At 46.6% G+C, this 17,994-nt stretch carries 17 protein-coding genes; 5 read left to right on the forward strand and 12 right to left on the reverse strand.

Going from position 1 to position 17,994, the window contains the following annotated elements:
• Positions 1 to 97: 97 nt before the first annotated feature.
• Together NSQ38_RS02055 and NSQ38_RS02060 are read left to right on the forward strand one after the other, a co-directional pair.
• Positions 98 to 1,927 (forward strand): sensor histidine kinase, encoded by a 1,830-nt coding sequence (locus tag NSQ38_RS02055; protein ID WP_339786643.1) that lies wholly within the window; start codon positions 98 to 100, stop codon positions 1,925 to 1,927.
• 5 nt (positions 1,928 to 1,932) lie between these two features.
• On the forward strand, positions 1,933 to 3,561 hold the full coding sequence (locus NSQ38_RS02060) for a response regulator (RefSeq protein ID WP_339786645.1): 1,629 nt from the start codon (positions 1,933 to 1,935) through the stop codon (positions 3,559 to 3,561).
• A gap of 90 nt (positions 3,562 to 3,651) precedes the next feature.
• Here the strand turns inward: NSQ38_RS02060 and NSQ38_RS02065 are convergent, their stop codons facing one another.
• Both NSQ38_RS02065 and NSQ38_RS02070 read right to left on the reverse strand, forming a co-directional pair.
• Complete coding sequence (locus NSQ38_RS02065) at positions 3,652 to 3,846, reverse strand: hypothetical protein (RefSeq protein WP_339786647.1); 195 nt, start codon at positions 3,844 to 3,846, stop codon at positions 3,652 to 3,654.
• 72 nt (positions 3,847 to 3,918) lie between these two features.
• The gene (locus tag NSQ38_RS02070; RefSeq protein ID WP_339786649.1) at positions 3,919 to 4,884 is read right to left on the reverse strand and encodes a bile acid:sodium symporter; all 966 of its coding nucleotides are present in this window, start codon (positions 4,882 to 4,884) and stop codon (positions 3,919 to 3,921) included.
• 225 nt (positions 4,885 to 5,109) lie between these two features.
• Between NSQ38_RS02070 and NSQ38_RS02075 the strand changes: the two genes are divergently transcribed.
• Positions 5,110 to 5,868: a tryptophan-rich sensory protein gene (locus tag NSQ38_RS02075; RefSeq protein ID WP_339786653.1), complete on the forward strand. Its 759-nt coding sequence runs from the start codon at positions 5,110 to 5,112 to the stop codon at positions 5,866 to 5,868.
• Between the two features lie 116 nt (positions 5,869 to 5,984).
• Here the strand turns inward: NSQ38_RS02075 and NSQ38_RS02080 are convergent, their stop codons facing one another.
• From NSQ38_RS02080 to NSQ38_RS02095, 4 genes are all read right to left on the reverse strand, one after another.
• Positions 5,985 to 6,359 (reverse strand): RidA family protein, encoded by a 375-nt coding sequence (locus NSQ38_RS02080; RefSeq protein ID WP_017690870.1) that lies wholly within the window; start codon positions 6,357 to 6,359, stop codon positions 5,985 to 5,987.
• Between the two features lie 148 nt (positions 6,360 to 6,507).
• On the reverse strand, positions 6,508 to 7,188 hold the full coding sequence (locus NSQ38_RS02085; protein ID WP_339786655.1) for an oxidoreductase: 681 nt from the start codon (positions 7,186 to 7,188) through the stop codon (positions 6,508 to 6,510).
• Between the two features lie 113 nt (positions 7,189 to 7,301).
• Entirely contained in the window at positions 7,302 to 8,513 is a 1,212-nt protein-coding gene (locus NSQ38_RS02090) for an MFS transporter (RefSeq protein WP_339786658.1), read from the reverse strand.
• Positions 8,514 to 8,667: 154 nt separating this feature from the next.
• Complete coding sequence (locus NSQ38_RS02095) at positions 8,668 to 10,083, reverse strand: ATP-binding protein (protein WP_339786661.1); 1,416 nt, start codon at positions 10,081 to 10,083, stop codon at positions 8,668 to 8,670.
• Between the two features lie 478 nt (positions 10,084 to 10,561).
• Between NSQ38_RS02095 and NSQ38_RS02100 the strand changes: the two genes are divergently transcribed.
• Positions 10,562 to 11,215 carry a phosphatase PAP2 family protein gene (locus NSQ38_RS02100; RefSeq protein ID WP_083657323.1) on the forward strand — a complete coding sequence of 218 codons (654 nt, stop codon included), beginning with the start codon at positions 10,562 to 10,564 and terminating at the stop codon, positions 11,213 to 11,215.
• Positions 11,216 to 11,219: 4 nt separating this feature from the next.
• On the opposite strand, the gene NSQ38_RS02105 is transcribed toward NSQ38_RS02100, so the two are convergent.
• The 6 genes from NSQ38_RS02105 to NSQ38_RS02130 form a co-directional block, all read right to left on the reverse strand.
• A complete protein-coding gene (locus NSQ38_RS02105; protein WP_339786666.1) occupies positions 11,220 to 12,731 on the reverse strand; it encodes an HD domain-containing phosphohydrolase in 1,512 nt (503 codons plus the stop codon).
• A 191-nt stretch (positions 12,732 to 12,922) separates the two neighbouring features.
• Entirely contained in the window at positions 12,923 to 13,906 is a 984-nt protein-coding gene (locus tag NSQ38_RS02110; protein ID WP_339786669.1) for an anti-sigma factor, read from the reverse strand.
• On the reverse strand, positions 13,903 to 14,499 hold the full coding sequence (locus tag NSQ38_RS02115) for a sigma-70 family RNA polymerase sigma factor (protein WP_076215584.1): 597 nt from the start codon (positions 14,497 to 14,499) through the stop codon (positions 13,903 to 13,905). Before NSQ38_RS02115 ends, NSQ38_RS02110 begins: the two co-directional genes overlap by 4 nt.
• A 1,105-nt stretch (positions 14,500 to 15,604) precedes the next feature.
• Positions 15,605 to 15,916: a hypothetical protein gene (locus NSQ38_RS02120; protein ID WP_017690878.1), complete on the reverse strand. Its 312-nt coding sequence runs from the start codon at positions 15,914 to 15,916 to the stop codon at positions 15,605 to 15,607.
• 264 nt (positions 15,917 to 16,180) lie between these two features.
• Positions 16,181 to 16,288 carry a hypothetical protein gene (locus NSQ38_RS02125; RefSeq protein ID WP_017690879.1) on the reverse strand — a complete coding sequence of 36 codons (108 nt, stop codon included), beginning with the start codon at positions 16,286 to 16,288 and terminating at the stop codon, positions 16,181 to 16,183.
• A 43-nt stretch (positions 16,289 to 16,331) separates the two neighbouring features.
• Positions 16,332 to 16,436: a hypothetical protein gene (locus NSQ38_RS02130; RefSeq protein WP_017690880.1), complete on the reverse strand. Its 105-nt coding sequence runs from the start codon at positions 16,434 to 16,436 to the stop codon at positions 16,332 to 16,334.
• 343 nt (positions 16,437 to 16,779) lie between these two features.
• Between NSQ38_RS02130 and NSQ38_RS02135 the strand changes: the two genes are divergently transcribed.
• Entirely contained in the window at positions 16,780 to 17,904 is a 1,125-nt protein-coding gene (locus NSQ38_RS02135) for a PsbP-related protein (RefSeq protein ID WP_339786672.1), read from the forward strand.
• Positions 17,905 to 17,994 lie beyond the last annotated feature (90 nt).

The raw sequence follows: 17,994 nt of genomic DNA on the forward strand, positions 1-17,994 counted from the left end.
TTAAACCCCATTATCGTCGAGGGAAACACCGACCCTTGTGAACAGTTGGGGGTAAAATATTGTCCTCTCTTAACCTGCAACCAGAAGGGGTGTTCCGATGTCCAAATACTACAGTATACGCACCAAATTGATTGCCTTTATGCTCATCGCTACCACACTTCCACTGCTCGCTTCGATCAGCATGACGTTTATTCAGACCAAGACAGCCTTGCGGGAACAGGCTGTTGAAGAGAACAAACGCCTGATCTACCAAGCGTCCACCAATCTCAACAACTATGTGGATAACGTGGCCAGAGCGTCGCTGGCTGTGTATAATGACCCGAACTTTCTGCGCAACTTGGCAAAAATTCCTGGTGATTATCGTGCGGTTGCCGAGGTGTACACCACTTTGCAGACGATCCGCGCGGCTGTGCCAGATGTATTCCAGCTGTATTTGCACTCTTTTGCCGCCAATCAATCCACCTTAATTACAAATCCCTTTCCGAAGCGGGAGGAACGCAAACAGGCCTATTCCGGCTCGCTCCATGGAAAAACAGGCGGTGATAGCCCGGATATCTGGGTGGAATCGGCCCATATGAGTCACACGTACGGATTCAAGGCTGCCTCCCCCGATGATCCTGAAAGAACGGTCATTACCCTGCATCGGGTGATCAAGGATATTCCGTCCACAGAGCGTCTGGGTGTACTCGCCATTGATCTGAATATGAATACCATTGCAGCAATCTGTGGCAGACTGTATGATCCGGCTAAGGAACAGATCTATGTTGTGGATGGTCAGAATCAGATCATTTACCAGGGACGTTCCGAGGCCAATCATACGGATGCACTGCGAGAGGAAACGGCCAGTGAACTGAATATCGCGCGAACTGGCGCTGGTACATCCCAGAATGTCGCAGGACATTTTGAACAGGATCGTTCCATGTATGTATACCAGCAGCTTGGCAGCACGTACGCCGACTGGACCATTGTCAAACAGATTCCGAATGAGACGTTATACGCCAGAGCGACCACACTTACGTGGAATAACGCGATGATTGCCATTGCGGCACTTGTATTGGTCATTGTTGCAACCTTGTTCATCTCCATCCGAATCACCGGTCCACTCAAGCAACTCATGCGATATATGAACCAGATCCAAGCCGGGCGTTTGCATGTGGATATCCATCTATCCAGCCGAGATGAATTCGGGGTGCTCGCTCGTCATTTCCGAGATATGATGGATACGGTAAATAATCTTATTTTGCGGGAATATCGACTCGAAATCGCCAATAAAACAAATCAGCTCAAAGCGTTGCAAGCGCAGATTCATCCGCATTTTCTGTATAATACACTGCAATCGATCGGTACACTTGCCCTTCAACAGCAAGGACAACGGGCGTATACACTACTCTCTTCCCTGTCCAAAATGCTGCGCTACAGCATGCGGGATCAGACCTCCGTGACCTTACGCGAAGAGGCGGAGCATGCCCGGTTATATCTGGAACTGCAGCAGGAGCGGTTCGGTGACCGCCTTGAGGTGGACTTGGATTTTGCCGAAGATACCTTGTCTGTCGAAATGCCAAGAATGACGTTACAACCTTTAATTGAGAACTACTTTAAACATGGAGCAGATATTCAGCCTGGCAAAGGTCACATATCCCTATCCAGCCGCCGGATCAACGATCATTGGATTGAAATAGAACTGAATAATAACGGCCCATCCATACCTGAAGATAAATTACTGGAGATCCGAGGATGGCTGCATCAAAGTCATACAACAACCGGGTTATCTACACAAGAATCCGACGAGTCTGAATCCATCGGTCTACGAAATGTAATACGCCGACTTCAATTGAACTCACATCCCGGTCACTCAGCCAGGCTTGAGATCAACAATCGGGAACCCAATGGTGTAAAGATCAGGGTTAAACTATACGCGGGAGAGTGAACAACATGAAGGCACTGCTTGTAGATGATGAAAAACATGTCCGCGATGCCATAAGGTTGCTTGGTCATTGGGAAGAGTTTGGCATTGATACGTTAATCGAAGCGGCAGACGGGGATGAAGCCATCGCCGCCATCACGGCACATCAACCTCAAATCATACTCAGTGACATGCGTATGCCGGGCAAGGACGGTATGGCATTACTTGAATGGATATCGGCTCATGCCCCACACAGCAAAGTGCTCGTTATTAGTGGATATGATGATTTTGAACTCGTGAGGCATGCAATCAGACATGGTGGCATGGACTACCTCCTGAAACCTGTGGAAGCGGATGAGCTGAATGCATCTCTATTAAAGGCCGTTACAGCTTGGGGAGAGGAAGACGCCATTCGGATACAATCCACCAGGCAATCCATTGTCGTTAATCGAATGCGCCCCCACTACCAGGATCGTCTGCTCACCGAACTTGCCGTCGGCAGAGGCAGCAGCCCATCACACATGCAGCGATTGCAGGATGAGTTGAATCTCCCTAGTGTTATCCCTGTCTGTAGTGTCGCTGTCACCAGCCTGTCCCATCTGGATGCAGGTTGTCTGGCAAAATATCGCAGTCAACCGGACCTGCTTGTGTTCTCCGTGCTCAATATCTGTGCCGAGATGTTATCCACACCAGACGAAGGCGTAATGTTTCGGCAGTTGGATCAACCGGACGAGATTGTTCTGCTGCATTGGGGCCCATCCACTTCATTGGAACATATTCTGGACAAGGTTAATCAGGGATTGGAGCAGACGATTCAGCGCCGGCTTCATTTTGGCATCTCCACCTGTGAGTCCTACCCTGGCGGAATCTCAGCAGCCTATCTGGAAGCAAGTTCAAGACTGTGGAGACGTAACGCTGTGCAAATTAAACAGCGAATTCATGCGTCAGTGGAATCATCAAATGGGAAGAAAATCAGGCGCTTAACCGCCCATGAAGAACCCCTGCGTATGGCAGCCATGAGCTGCCGATCTTCCAGTGTATCTGCTGCGGTCGCCGAGTGGCTTGACCCGATTACTAATCTTGAAGTTGTCAGTGCTGAGCAGATTCAGCAATGGATCGACGAGCTGGAATGGATGCTGAGCCGCTGGCTTGATGATACGGCAGGTTCGTCACCCAAAGAGGAAGAAGTAACGGAGGAACAGTCTATTCCCTTTGCCGAGTTACCTTTGGACGCTGAAGGACTGTTATCCTTCCCCCTGCTTCGTTCATTATTGGAACAACGACTGCTTGCCGCAGGAAAGGCGCTCACCGCTCATCACCACGCCAATCCCGATCCCATGAGTGAGATTGCACGTTATATGGACGCCCATTATCAGGAGGACCTGTCCTTGCAGCAGATTGCCGCGCGTTTCTACCTGAGCCGGGAGTATATTTCCCGTAAATTCAAACAGCAATTTGGCCTGAACTGGTCGGAATATTTGGGCAAACTGCGAATCAATAACGCCAAGCTGCTACTGCAAAACCCTTCCCTGCGAGTTGCCAAAATCTCGGAGATGGTTGGATTCCAGGATGAAAAGTATTTCAGCAAAGTGTTCAAAAAAATGGAGGGCATCACGCCAGCGGAATATCGTAAAACATTATTGGAGGCTGGTACGTAACGAGTACCTGATCCGAATTAAAAAGAGTACTCCCGGCATAACCCACCGGAAGTACTCTTTATATTTTTCTTTTACAGAAAATAGCCTATATCATGATGACCTGTTGGCTCTTTCTTTTCTCAGATAGGATACGATCCGAAAGATTGCAGCTACAGCTATAACCAAGTAGAGATAATAAATGTTATTTCCCGATGTATGAGCCGCTATAGGAAAAAAGACAACGATGAACGGAACCAGTGCAATGTCCAGGTAGAACATGATCTTCCGGTATGTATGGATACTCATTACCCCCTTTTATTTACCAAAAATGGTTTTATTAATTATATTAAATCATAACATAGATATGTCCTAGTCCGCTCACCGATCCCGCAAAATCACCGCAGGTACAAGTCGAATGTAGATTAGCTCCCCAGCCAGCTCCACCATCGTCTGTGTAACAATAACAGCTGCGGCTATGTTTGCCCATTGTGGAGGGAGTGCCAGCGCCAGTGGCAGAACGACCAGCGAATTCCGTGTGGCTGAACTGAATATCAACGCCCGCCCTGCACCCGGATTCAATCCAAACCAAGTAGCAATGAGCCGAGATATCCAAGGCATAAGGATTAGAAAAGCAACATAGATCGGAATCACGTTCACGATAATCGCCATATCATTGTAAACTTTGCCAATCTGGGAAGCGACAACCACAATCAGCGCGAGTGCCATCATCGGAACCGGGAGCCATGCCGTCGCATTTATGACCCGCTCCCCGCTCGCTTTACCTCTGGAGAGAACTTGTGTAACAACAGCGAGCAGCAGTGGAATAACGATCAGGAACAGAAAAGCCTCCACAAACGGCCCTACCTGCATGACCTGCGCCACCTCAGCCCCCATCAATACCCATAAATAAAACGGCAACAGGATCATTTGTATAACAAATAAAAGGGGTGTTGCGGCGAGCATCAGTTTCTCATTGCCCCTGCCGAGCTGTGTGAACACAATGACGTAATCAATACAGGGCGTTAACAGTACCAGATAAACTCCGATCAGAACGCCTGGTGATTGTGGAAAGACCAGTGTAAGCAACCATACAACTACAGGTACAACGATAAAATTAGCCACCAGTAGCGCCCCCATAAATCGAAGATTCGACCAGGACTCTTTTAACTGTAAAAAGGGAATCTGTACAAACATGCTATATAACAGAACGGCAAGAACCGGGGACACGGTGTAGTGTAAAACATTCCCCCATACCGGATTACTCAGCCCGATCACTGCTCCTAAGAACAGTGCAGCTACATAGAACCAAGTCTGCTGTTTCTCCATCGTTTCTCTTGTGAGCATTCTCTGCCTCCTCTTCTAATGGGACATCGTGGGCATGGACATATTTCTGCATCGTTTCGCGTACATTGGGACAGAGTACCGTTCCAACATAGCGGCAGAGCGCAAGGATCTGAAAGATCAACTTGTGAATTTTTTGCGGCTGTTATTAGAATGTGCAAGAACTGGGTATATTCATTGTAGACTGACCCGTGGTTCATTCATTCGTTAAACCAAGGAGGAAACACAATGTCACGTAACAATCCGTACAAGTGGTTAAACGCCATTGGTTTTATCGCTGTAATTATCGTGAACTACCTTTCCAACGCTCTGCCGATCGGGGGCAGAACCAATAAGGAAGTATCGGATATGTACCCTGTGCTGCTCACACCTTCTGGCTATGCCTTCTCTATATGGGGTCTGATCTACCTGCTATTAGCAGGGTTCGTGATCTATCAGTTCGTGCCCGCTTCTTGGAAAAGGGATTCGATTACCCGTCTCGGGTATTGGTTTCTGGCAAGCTGTGCTTTCAACGTAGCCTGGATTTTTGCTTTTCAAAACTTGCAGACCGGTCTCGCTTTACTGATTATTGTACTGCTTCTGTTGTGCCTGATCATGCTGTATGTAAAAACACGTACCATTACGGTTCCGACCACTGCTGAGATCTGGCTTGTGAAGCTGCCATTCAGCATTTATCTTGGATGGATTAGCGTTGCAACCATTGTCAATGCAGCGGTGCTGTTATATAAAATAGGCTGGGATGGTTTTGGTATCAGCGAACCAACCTGGACGATCATTATGCTGATTGTGGGTATGGTGCTGGCTGTACTCGTTAGCTTCCGTTATCGCGATAGCATATACCCACTTGTGTTCACATGGGCGTATATCGCCATTGCACTTAAACAAAAGGATGTCACTTCCGTATATTATACGGCAATCATCATTGTGATCGTACTGGCCATCTATGCGGTATGGCTGTTCTTCGCCCGTAATCAGGATCGTGATTGAGTAGTTTCCATCATATACAACGCTTAAATATAACGAAAAAACGTAACGCAAACAGCCGATTCTGGTCTTCGACCTGAAATCGGCTGTTTATGTATAAAAGAACGAATAAGGTTGTCCTATTTCAGGGCAATAACTTCAATCTCCACCAGTGCATCTTTTGGCAAACGAGCAACTTCCACTGCACTGCGTGCAGGATACGGCTGTTCGAAGAACGTGCTATACACTTCATTCACAGGAACAAAATCGTTCATGTCTTTCAGGAACACCGTCGTTTTCACGATTTTATCCATACTTGTGCCTGCTGCTTCAAGGATAGCCTTTACATTGCTCAGGGACAGACGTGTCTGCTCCTGTACATCTGCGCCGAACTCTCCCGTTTGAGGATTCAGGCCAAGTTGCCCGGAAGTGTAGATGAAATCGCCTGCATCAACGGCTTGACTGTATGGACCAATGGCGCCTGGCGCCTGATCGGTAGAGATTGGTTTTTTCATGGACGAGTTCTCCTTCATGTTCGTTATCCTGCTGCCGCATGGAGTCAGGGTTCGAACTCATTTTTGTTGCCTATTATACCACGATCTACCTCAAGCGAGAAACGCTCCTCACTAGCCACATGAAGCAAACAGCTCGTTCAAAGGTTTCTTAGCCCCCGTCCACACCAAGGACATGAATGACTTCATTCGAATACACATGGTTTCCCTTGGCTTGCACCAACGCAATATTTATCATGGCCTGTGCGATGGTTGCGGCGTGTACCGCCCGGTATTTGTCTGCTCTGCCTTTCATCCAGCGATCCAGAAACTTCATGGCATGGGCAGCCATCTGCTCACCAAACCGTTTCTCGTTTCGATCTCCCAGAATTAATGAAGGGCGGAAGATATGCAATGACGGAAAACCGATATCGGACAATGCATCCTCCATTTCCCCTTTGGTCCGACTGTAAAAGACCCGGGAACCTGCACTCGCTCCCATGGAGGAGATCACCAGCATCTGTGATACACCCTGTTGCTTCGCCATAGTAGCTGCACGAACCGGGTAATGATAATCCACCTGACGGAAATTGTCCTGACTACCTGCTTTTTTGATCGTTGTACCCAAACAACAATACAGGTCATCGATTCCATCGAATAAGTGGCCTTGGCTCTCCAGCTGTTCCCAGTCCACCACATGCTGTTCCAGTTTGGGATGTTGCAGCTCAAGCGGACGTCTAACCAGAACCCGAACCAAGCTGTATACCGAGTGCTCCAGCAGATTATGAACCAGTAATTCGCCTACAAGCCCCGTGGCTCCAATCACCATGGCTTTCCGTTCGAGACGATTCAATTACATCCCTCCACTTCGCCATCTTTTTTTGAAGTCATACCAGATATATAGGATCAATCTAAACATTTACAAGGTTGTTCTGTCATCGAAGTGCCAGTGTAAATATTCAATATCTATTTTAACAGTACACGACGTCCAAGGGTAAATGTAAGAATCAACATCACGACACCGACCCCCACCTGAAATCCATAGGCTGAGATCCAGGCCAGCGCATCGGACCAAGTCCCCATCTTTTCATACAACCAGCCACCCAACAGCGGCCCAATAAATGAAGTTACTCCGGTCAGAGCCGAATACACCGCAACAAACATCGGTCTTTCACTTTTGGGCGTGTCTCCAATCGTAAAGTTAAACGCCAGCTGATTGAATCCACCTACACCAATCCCAAGGAAGATATGCGATAAAAATAGCGCGATCAATACAGGCATGAACGACATTAACCCCCACGACAGACAGGAGAGCGCAATGACTGGCAATGTCCAGAATAGGAGGGTTTTGTTGCTGAATCTGGCATTCAGATTGCCCCAGATATAGAAACCGGCCATCATAACCAGCGTCTGGACTACCGTGATCAGGGATACCGTCTGATAATTAATATTCAATAGATCCAACATCACATAGGAATAGAGCGGAACAATCAAGGTCTGGATCAATAACCAGACAGCCAGGAACAGCGTTGCTTTCAGAAAAGAACGATCCTGGAACGGCTTGATGAACATGCGCCAGAAAACCTTTTCGGTAGAACGTTCAAATGGCACGTCCGGATAGAAGAAATAAATGACTGTGTTGGCAATAGCACAGATCCAAACCGGAATAAACAGAATCAGAAAGCCCATTTCTCCGGGGTAACGGTCCAAAACAATACCACCAGCGAATAAGCATACGCTTCCAAGAGCATTCAGAATCGTATTTCGAATTCCAAAATAACGCCCTCTCACCTTGGCAGGTACGATATCGCCAATCAGTGAAGTCCAGATCATGCCGCCGATGGTATTTGATATAAAAGCAACCGTATACACGCCAATATATACGCTTACCCACCACTCTTTGGGAAATATAAACGGGATCAGTCCCGTCGCACTCCACAAGATACGATGTGTGCCCACAAATAGTAGCAACATGCGTTTTCGGCTGCGAATACGCTGCATCCAGTAAGCTGCTCCGATCTGGGCAATGTTTACGAACGTTGTAATCGCGAGCACAAAGCCGATATGTCTCGACCCGGCCCCAAGGTACAGCAGAAATCCGGTTAAAAACGGGCCTCCCAGCAAGGTCTGTAAAATAATTGCCGGTACACCCTCCCATGTTGCAATCGATAAATTCATGCGTTGTGTCGAACCCTTGCGCCGTGGTTTGCTTGCTGACGGGGGAGGGTTAACGTTGACCGTCTTCTGTATGGGGATACACTCCTTAGACCGGGTCTCAAAAGCCGGTCGATGCTAGTTGTCATCCCAAATTCTACTCACAGCGCGAAGGTTGTCAACTCATTTTTTCACGGTCCAACGGAAGATGGAGATGGAAGGTGCTTCCTTTACCTTCAGTGCTCTCCAGTTCAATCGATCCCCCCAGTAATCTCGCTAAATCCCGACTGATCGACAGGCCTAGTCCGGTACCGCCAAATTTTCGACTAATCGACCCGTCAGCCTGCTGAAATGCTTCAAATATGGAATGATGCTTGTCCTCAGAAATGCCAATACCTGTGTCCTGAACGGAGAAAATAAGCCATCGATTCTGAATACCTGCATTCTTAATCTGTTTGGTGCTTACGGTCAGCGTGACCTTCCCCCGGTGAGTGAACTTGATGGCATTGGACATCAGATTCCGTAAAATCTGTTGAACCCGCTGGGGATCAGACCAGAGCGTATCAGGCAGTCCCGTTTTCTTATCCAGAACCAACTGAATACCTTTTTTCTCGGCAACGAGCTGAAAGTGGCTCATGGCATCTTCTGTAAGTTGTGCGACACTGATATCCTCCAGTACAATATCCAGCCGCCCAGCTTCTACTTTGGAAAGATCCAGAATATCGTTAATGAGCGTGAGCAGTTCCTGCCCGGAGTGGTCGATCATATTGGCAAAACGTACAATATCCTCCTGATCCATCGTGTCGGCATTCTCGCTGATCATCTGGGCAAAGTTAATGACACTATTGAGCGGTGTACGCAGTTCATGGGACATATTGGCGAGAAATTCCGATTTGTACTGTGAGGCAATCATCAATTGTTTCGCTCGATCCTCCAGTACAATCTGGGCTTTCTGTAACTCTTCCTTCTGCACAGACAATAGCCGGTTTGTACTCTGGATCAGCAAAATACGATTCTGTTCATTCTGAAAATCACGTAAAATAAATGCAAAAATAAGGCTTAGCAAAATGCCTGTAGGGAGTGTATAAGGCATAATATGTGAAAAGAAGTATGTAGCCGGGATCACACCAACGATAGCGATGTTTATACTGTTGACCACATTGACGATAACTGTAACAAGGATTCCTTTAATAATCAGCCTGTAGTTGCTGCGTCTCATCCATATATTCAAACCTGCACATATCACGCCCAAAACAGACATGTTAAGTACTGCCGCCAATGTAGCATCCGTGATGCCAAAAGTTAGCCTCGATAGCCCAATCCCAATACCCACGATAATTACGCTATAGGGTTGTCTATACGTTAGAACGGCAACAATTAAAGGAACATAACGAAGGTCAAAGACCACTTCATCGGTGAGTTGAAACCCAAAAACCGTACTGATCCAACCTGCAAATATAAGGACAAGCACTGAACTGATCTGCTTCACTCGGGAAGAGGTACGTATTACGACATATTTATAGAACACACTAGCAAGATATGCAATGGTAATAAGCATCCCCATATTCAATACGAACATTTTTGAAAATTGCATTCACTCACTCCTGTTGTACCGACTTTACTGGCCAAAGTGCCTTCGTCCGTATGTGTCTCTATCATATCATGCCCATTGAAGCTTCGGCATTCCTTCTTCGTCAAAAAAATACACAAAAATACACAAATCAGGATTCAATTTGTGCGCTGGTCGTAGTAGAATATATTGTTGTTTAAATTTAAACTACTATATAGATTGAACTAAAGAATAATTACACTGGCCACTCCGTTGACAGAACAACCTTCTGATCGCTGTTATCCCCAGATTTTTTCGATTCCCTTTTCTGAAAGGGAAAATTCGTGGATAAAGGCGAAGCGTATGCTTTCGATGCAGCTTTCTTTCAGAAAGCTTTTAGCTCCGCTTCTTCAGGGTATTTCTGTCCTCTGCGTTCTCGTGTAAATGAATGTATAGTGCAACTTATATAGTTATTTGCTGGGGTCATGCTCCTAGGGAGCATGAATGAAAGGAGTAAGGTGTTGTGCAATTGTTAAAAAGCAAATCCTATTGGCTGTCATTGAGTTTAATGCTGTCTTTGGCCGTCATGGGGCTCTTCTATGATATTCTTAATAGTCCGGAACGCGGGTTCGTAGTTCTTGATTCACCGCTCGACCGGATCATTCCCTACGTGCCTGGCATGTCCATTCCATATTTGGGCTGGTACCCGTTTGTATTCGGTGTGCTCGCTTACCTATGTGCCAAGGATCGCCTGACGTATTACCGTGTCTTGTTATCCATGAATATCTGTGTCTGGATATGTTATCTGATCTACTTCAACTTTCAGACCATGGTACCGCGCCCGGAACTGACGGGTACAGGCCTGGGAGCATCTGTTCTCGGATGGCTCTATAGCCAGGATCGTCCTTATAATTGTTTTCCAAGTATTCATTCTCTTCACTCTTATCTGGTTATGCGTGCCGTTCTCTCGGTTCCAAGCATCCGCAAACCCATCAAGATTTTGGTGGCCGCCGGGGCAGCAACCATTATCGTATCCACGCTAATGATCAAACAACATGTGATCTATGATGCCTTGGGTGCAGTCATACTCGGCGAATGTGTTCTCACCATCATAACAGGCCTCGCTCTACACCGGAGACGCAGAAAAGAATCGAAGTGGACAGAGGGGATCAACTGATCCCTCACTTCGATGGTTTCTGAAGATGATGTTGTCGTCTCCATTCATCAATAAACAAACCTGCAAAATAGGGGTCCCATTGGGTCCCTTTTCCTTCTTCCAAAATCGTTAGCGCTTTCTCGTGACTCATCCCATTCCGATATGGTCGATCTGACGTCATGGCATCAAAGGCATCCGCTACTGCAATGATGCGGCCAAAAAGGGGAATATCATCACCAGCCATCCCATCCGGGTATCCTTTGCCATCATATCTCTCATGGTGAGATCGTACACCTGGCAGAAAGTCGGCCATGGCATCAATAGGCTCTATCTGTAACAAAATACTCTCTCCCTGCACGGGATGTGTGCGAATAATGGCGAATTCCTCATCGCTTAGTTTTCCATCCTTCAACAGTACCTCATCAGGTATGCCGATTTTCCCGATATCATGAAGCAGGGCTGATTTGTACAATAAATCCGCCTGTTCCTCATTCATTCCGCTCAGCTTGCCAATCATCAGCGAATACTCTGCCACACGCATGGAATGTCCTGCCGTGTACTTATCTCGGGCGTCCAAAGCAGCAGCCAGTGTAGAAAAATAACTTTGCAACAGCTGTCGATTGCGTTCCTGTCTCATCTCCAGCCGATTAATCATCATATTGAAGCCGGAGATCAGTGCCGAAAACTCATCCGCATATAGATCCGGAGCTCGTCTGCCAAGATCTCCCCCCTGAATTCGGTTCATCTCATGCGTCAGTTCAGCAACTGGATCACGAACATCACGAATCAACAGCCAGCTTCCTACCAGCGCAAACCCCGCGCCCAGAACAACGATGAGAATTCCCCACAGAATGTACTCTTTCGCAAATTCACTGTCCATATACTGAAGTCTGATATATGTAGCCAGGAAAAATAGAAATAGAGGAAATAAGCCAATCAGTGCCGTACTTAGCTGAAATTTACGCTGGATCGATACGAGAATGCGTCCTCCCAGTGAAGGTTCCATCCCGTATTGGACTTTGCCTCGATGACGAATCTCAAGTAACAGGGGTCTAATCGCCCGCACCGTCAGGTAATACTCTATCAGCGCATGCATGATGGCAATCAGAAAGGCACATGCAGCGGCCACGACAATATACAAGTAAGGGAATTCAAGCCACCCTGTGGATATCATCCATATTGTTAATCCGGCTGCCGGAAGTGAAAAACCAAGCATGTGCGGACCCATGATCCGATATATGGTCTGTCCCGGAAAACGATGAATTTTCTCATACATGTGGTTCAGTTCGTCTCTCTCATGATGCTCGGAAGTGAAAAATTGTCTTATGGGGACAAGCTGCACCCACAGCGTAATTAATTCTGCAACCAGCATGAACAAGAGTGAAATCAGTACAATGAAGATGAGTCGAACAAATTGAATATTGGGTATTTGCAGAGTAGATACCATAACTACTGTACCGACAACAAAAACAGCTACCAGTGAACCGATCAGATAATTGCGTATCAGGCGAAAGATAAATGAACGGTATGCTTCCAACTGAACCCCTCACTCTCTATGTGCAACCAGTTCTCCCTTGAGACACAGGGAGATTAAGGGTATTGCCTTCTATTTGTTTATCGGTTGCTTCGACTAAAAAAATTAATAAAATCCAATGGGTGGGCATCAGAACTGGAAAACACAAAAAGGCTGCTCCACGACGGAGCAGCCTTTAGTGATATATCCTATATTTATCCTTTAATCTTGGCAGCCAGAATCATTGTGCCACGCGGCTCATCTCCCATTGCATCCGGTTCAAGCGTGATGGCAACCGTATCATAGTCGTTGGCCGAATCCAATGTGTAATATACTGCTCCCGTTCCGTCACGACTAAGGAACGTACCGGCATTCTGAGGGGTATCTCCTTTGATCAACCAGACCTGAAAAGCCTCGTTGCCTTCCAGGTTCGGCAGGTTCTCAGCCTGCACAACCAGGTGAGTGCCTTTGCTGTCAATAACGATGGTTGCGAGACCCTGAGCTACAATGTCCTGCGTTGCAGGATTCAGCTTCACTGCCTCGCCAGTCTGCATGCCCTGTGCAGGTTCCAGAGCTGATGCCAGCTGCTCTTGCAGCTGCGCATTCTGCGCCTGTGCCTGCACCAGTTGCTCTTGTGTAGCCGACGAGCCCGCCGCTTGCTGCGTCAGCGAGTCGATCTGGCTCCGCAGCTGTGCCGTGTACACGACCAGCAACAGTGCCGCTGCCGCAAGGCCGGCACTGGCTATGCGCCAGGCGCTGCTGCTGCGCGCACGCGCGCGCGCTTGTGGCTGCCATGGCTGTGCCTGGGCAGCCTCTTCCACCCGGGCCGCAGGCACCGCCGTTACCGGCGGCAAGCCTGGCCCGGGCTGCGCCGCACGTTCGTGCTGCGGCGCAAGATCCTCCTGAAGCACCACCGGTGCTTCAGGCTCTGCAGGAGCAGCCGCTGGCTTCGCCTCGGCGCTCTCCTGCACATGTCCGAGCACGTTGCCCAGCACACGTGCTCGCATGCCTGGCGGCGGTGCTACAGGTTCCGCCGCAAATGGCAGGAAGCCAGTCACTTCCTGCAATTCCCTCACCTCCTGGCGGCAAGGTTCGCAAGTTGCCATATGCGCTTCAAACGCCGCCACTTCCTCTGCTTCCAGTCCGCCCAGCACATACATCGGTGCCAGATCAGACCACTCCTCATGTCGTTCTATCATGGATGTATGCCCTCCCTTCCCGCGTCCGGATGCAATTCAGCATCGGCCAGCAACTTTTGGAGCTGTCGCATGGCAAGCCTGACACGGCTCTTTACTGTACCCAGCGGAATCCCGAATCGGCTGGATACTTCCTGCTGGGTTAATCCCGCATAATATATCGATTCTATAACTTGTTGCTGATCACCGTTCAATTGGGACAACGCCTCTTTAATCCGGGTACCTTCCCATTTACGCTGCACTTCTTCTTCCGTGTTCGTATGCTCATCGGCATAGGCTGCAAGTGTCTCGTGTTCAACTGAAGTAGCCGCTGCCCCTTTTGATTTCCGCCTCAGCATGTCCACTGCAATGTTACGCGTAATGGCAAACATCCATGTGGTCAGCTTCCCCTGTGAGGCATCGTAACGTTCAGCATTATTCCAGACCCGCATAAAAAGTTCCTGAACGGTCTCTTCTGCCGTCATAGGATCACCAACGATCCGATAGGCAAAAGAATACACCGCTCGCTCATAACGGTCATATAAAAGCTCCAGTGCGGAGGCATCACGTTCCGCGATCTGCCGCATTAACCTGCTGTCCTCCATCGATTCAGTCATGCGAGGGCCCCTTTCTGTTTCTTCCCTCTTATTATAACCTACGCAGAATCTTTTGAAGAGGATTACCCCTATGAAGAAATAGTTTGAAAAATTTTCTGTATCTTTTCAAAACAATCTTTCACTTTCTAACATAAAAACAGTCCGAAAACATGTTGCTCTGGTCGCGCTTTCCTTTTTATTGCAGAAAATTACAACCTGTGGTATACTATAAAAGTTGTATTAAACAACCTCATATGATTTCTGTCTTCTTTAAACCCCGGAATATTTTCTTCATGCTGCGACCGCAGCGAATTTTTAAGCACAATTAACCTATGAAGATTGAAGAACCTGAATCACAATAACCCGGTAGTACAGAGTTTCACAAGATGTTCCCATTCACACTGGCGCGGTCATCGGAGCCGCAAGGACAAAAGAGAGGTAGGGCTTTTGTTGTTTTGGATATCACTTATTCTTGAGAAGATTGAAAACATACACAAAGCACCCGGAATTGGGTTCCGGGTGTTTATCCATGTCTACATATCCAATTTAGCAACATCTACAGACAAGCGCCGCCCCCACCATTGAGTAAAGTCCTCCTTTCACTTATCAGACTAACCAGATAAATTCGGCTCTGCTTTTAAAACTTTTCCATTCTCCCACTGACTACACTCCTAACTTCCTTACTTCTCCAATTGTGCAAATAACTCCGGCTTATAAAGCAAATGTATACGCTCACCAGACGCTAACGAATCCTGCACACCTTATATTGAGGATTTCTATGCTATGTAAAATCTAACGAATCTCAGCCACGTTAATCCATGTCACTTCATGAATATAGGCTCCAAACATGCCCAGATTGAGGAAATAAGACATCTACGATTCGTTAAACTTGTGAAATGGCAAAAATGCATGAAATAGCATCTGTGGAGTTCGTTAAAGAAAGTAATCCCAACGCTCCTTCACTTAATTCTGATAAAAAAGGGACACCGCAGGATGAAATCCTACGCTGTCCCTTTCTAAACCATAGGTACGTTATGCCTCTACATGGAACTCAAACTCGGAGTTTATTTAGAGCATTTATCGTAACGATCCACGATCAGCAAAGTCTCCTTGCACCCACAAATTCTTAGATAAACATCGTTTTAGAGATAATGACCAGCAAGATGAACAGTACGAGGATCGTACCCATCGAACCCCAGCTTCCGCCGCCGTGACCATAGGATACTCCACAACCCTGTTGATAACCGTGCATCATTGGAGCCTGATTGGCATGGTGTCCGTATCCATAGCCATATCCCATTGGCATTGTTCCACAACCATATCCATACCCATGCATTTCATGACCTGTGTATTGGTATCCTTGCATATGCTCATAACCTCCCATATGTCCGTATACGTGTCCCTGTCCGTTCGGTGAATTCGGTTTTACTTCGCTCATTGTTCATTCCTCCTTAACATTTGCCTACACCCCTAAGCTATGTATTCAGCCTACTTCTGGACCGGGCTATCGCCCTCATTTTGACAAAATGGGCGTTTAGCCATGAGATACCTTCCCCATTTTCGAAGCATACTCCATCCTTCCATTTCTTGAATTCCACCAATTCTTCCGTTCAACCACAAGCTATCGCATCTCCCTGGCTCTCCACCATGCTTGTCCTCTAGAAAAAAAAACCCCACCGGTTGCCCGGCAGAGCTCGCCATATTATACCCAGAAAGATTTAGTGATGATTACGAGAAGAATGAACAGAACCAGGATTGCTCCAGTCGATGTCCAGCCGCCGTATCCTACGCCTTCAACTACATTGCTCATGCAGAACCCTCCTTTACAAATATATTAGGGTCCAAGCGGTTTATTAGATCAAGAATGCTTTAGAGATGATGACCAACAAGATAAAGAGAACCAAGATCGCGCCAGTCGATGTCCATGCGCCGCCGTATCCACCTACTACTCCACTCATGTAAACCCCTCCTTTGATTTGAGGTACAGTTCACTATATGCACCAATCACACATGGGACCGGGCTCAGGTCGAAAATGGGCTCACGGTTATATCAACCAAATGTATGTACTATCGTTCAAAATGGATACCCATACGGTCCATTATTAGCTTTTAACTTGTTAAATACAGATAAATTACCTTTTTAGTAATTATGAATACTGAAATCTTTATTTATGTTATTATTTTACTAATAAAAGCAGAAAGGAGTTTCTATCCCCACCACCTAAACTAGATTACAAACGAAATGATGACCTTAGAAAAAATCCCAACCGATGGGAAGCACATTAGGAGAAATTAGACATAATGAAGAAACTTATTACGATTTTGGCATTAGCCACATTGCTTAGTGCTTGTAGTAATTCAGAAACAAACACAACAACCAATAGCCCAACGACCGAAGCATCCAAGGCAACTGAAACTGTCTCAACAGAAGAAAAAGCTACGAAATACACTACATATAGTGGAGAAGGATTTTCTTTTGCATATCCTGAATCCTGGAAAAGCGTAGATACAAGTCAAATGAATGCTCCATCCATTAAAGCTGCTTTTTCAGACCAATCTTCATCAGTCACATTTGCAGATAATATGAATCTGACGATTGAGGCCAGTTCAACCGGTTCAATTAATCCTGAAGAATACGCCAATAATATAGTGGATTATTACACACAAAGCGGTTCAAGCATCGGCATTTCCGATTATAAAAAAACCAGCTACACAAACAAGCCTTATAAAGAATATAGCGCTGGTGTTTTGGAAGGAGCCTATAAGCATTCCTCGGGTACAGATGTTATCCTTGTGCAGTATCTGATTCCGACCAATACAGAACTCTATACCATGACGTTAACCTACGCCAAGGATACTTATAATCAGGATGAGATCAAAGATATCCTTGATTCCCTAAGCATTACTGCTTCTCTGGAGCAAACAGCACCAACTGCAACGACTGGAAATTCATCTGTTACGGCATCAGCTGCCGATTTCTTTAATGAGTTAACTCCGTACATTACAGAAGACACAGCCTTTATGGAGCAGGCATCTTATGATTTCTTTGGTAAACATAACGATGTATTCCCAGCCATTACGGCAGAACTAAGCAAAAAGGTACAGGGGCTCGTTGACTCCAATGTAACGACCCGTCATCTGAATAAAAATGTAGCCAACTATTACAATACTTTCGTACAAGTTAACGGGGAAGTCATTTCCGTTGAAGAAGATAGCTCTCTCGGAGCAACTTTCTCTATCGTTCATGTCATGGATGAGAACGGAAACGATATTATAGCGCTATATCCTGCAACGACCGGAGATTTGCTTGATGGTGATTATGCCACGGTTATCGGTGCGCCAATTACCAACTTCTCTTTTGAAAATGTTGGCGGTGGTTACACCAACGCCACTTTGATTGGAGCCTCATTGGTAGTTGCAGATTAATAATTAAAATGTTAAATGAGTATACAAAAAGACCAGCTTAATGAACGTTAAGCTGGTCTTTTTTGTCTTTCTGTTTATAGATGTCAGAAA

The sequence above is a fragment of the Paenibacillus sp. FSL R7-0313 genome (genome assembly GCF_037969885.1).
In the GTDB taxonomy this organism is placed as follows: domain Bacteria; phylum Bacillota; class Bacilli; order Paenibacillales; family Paenibacillaceae; genus Paenibacillus.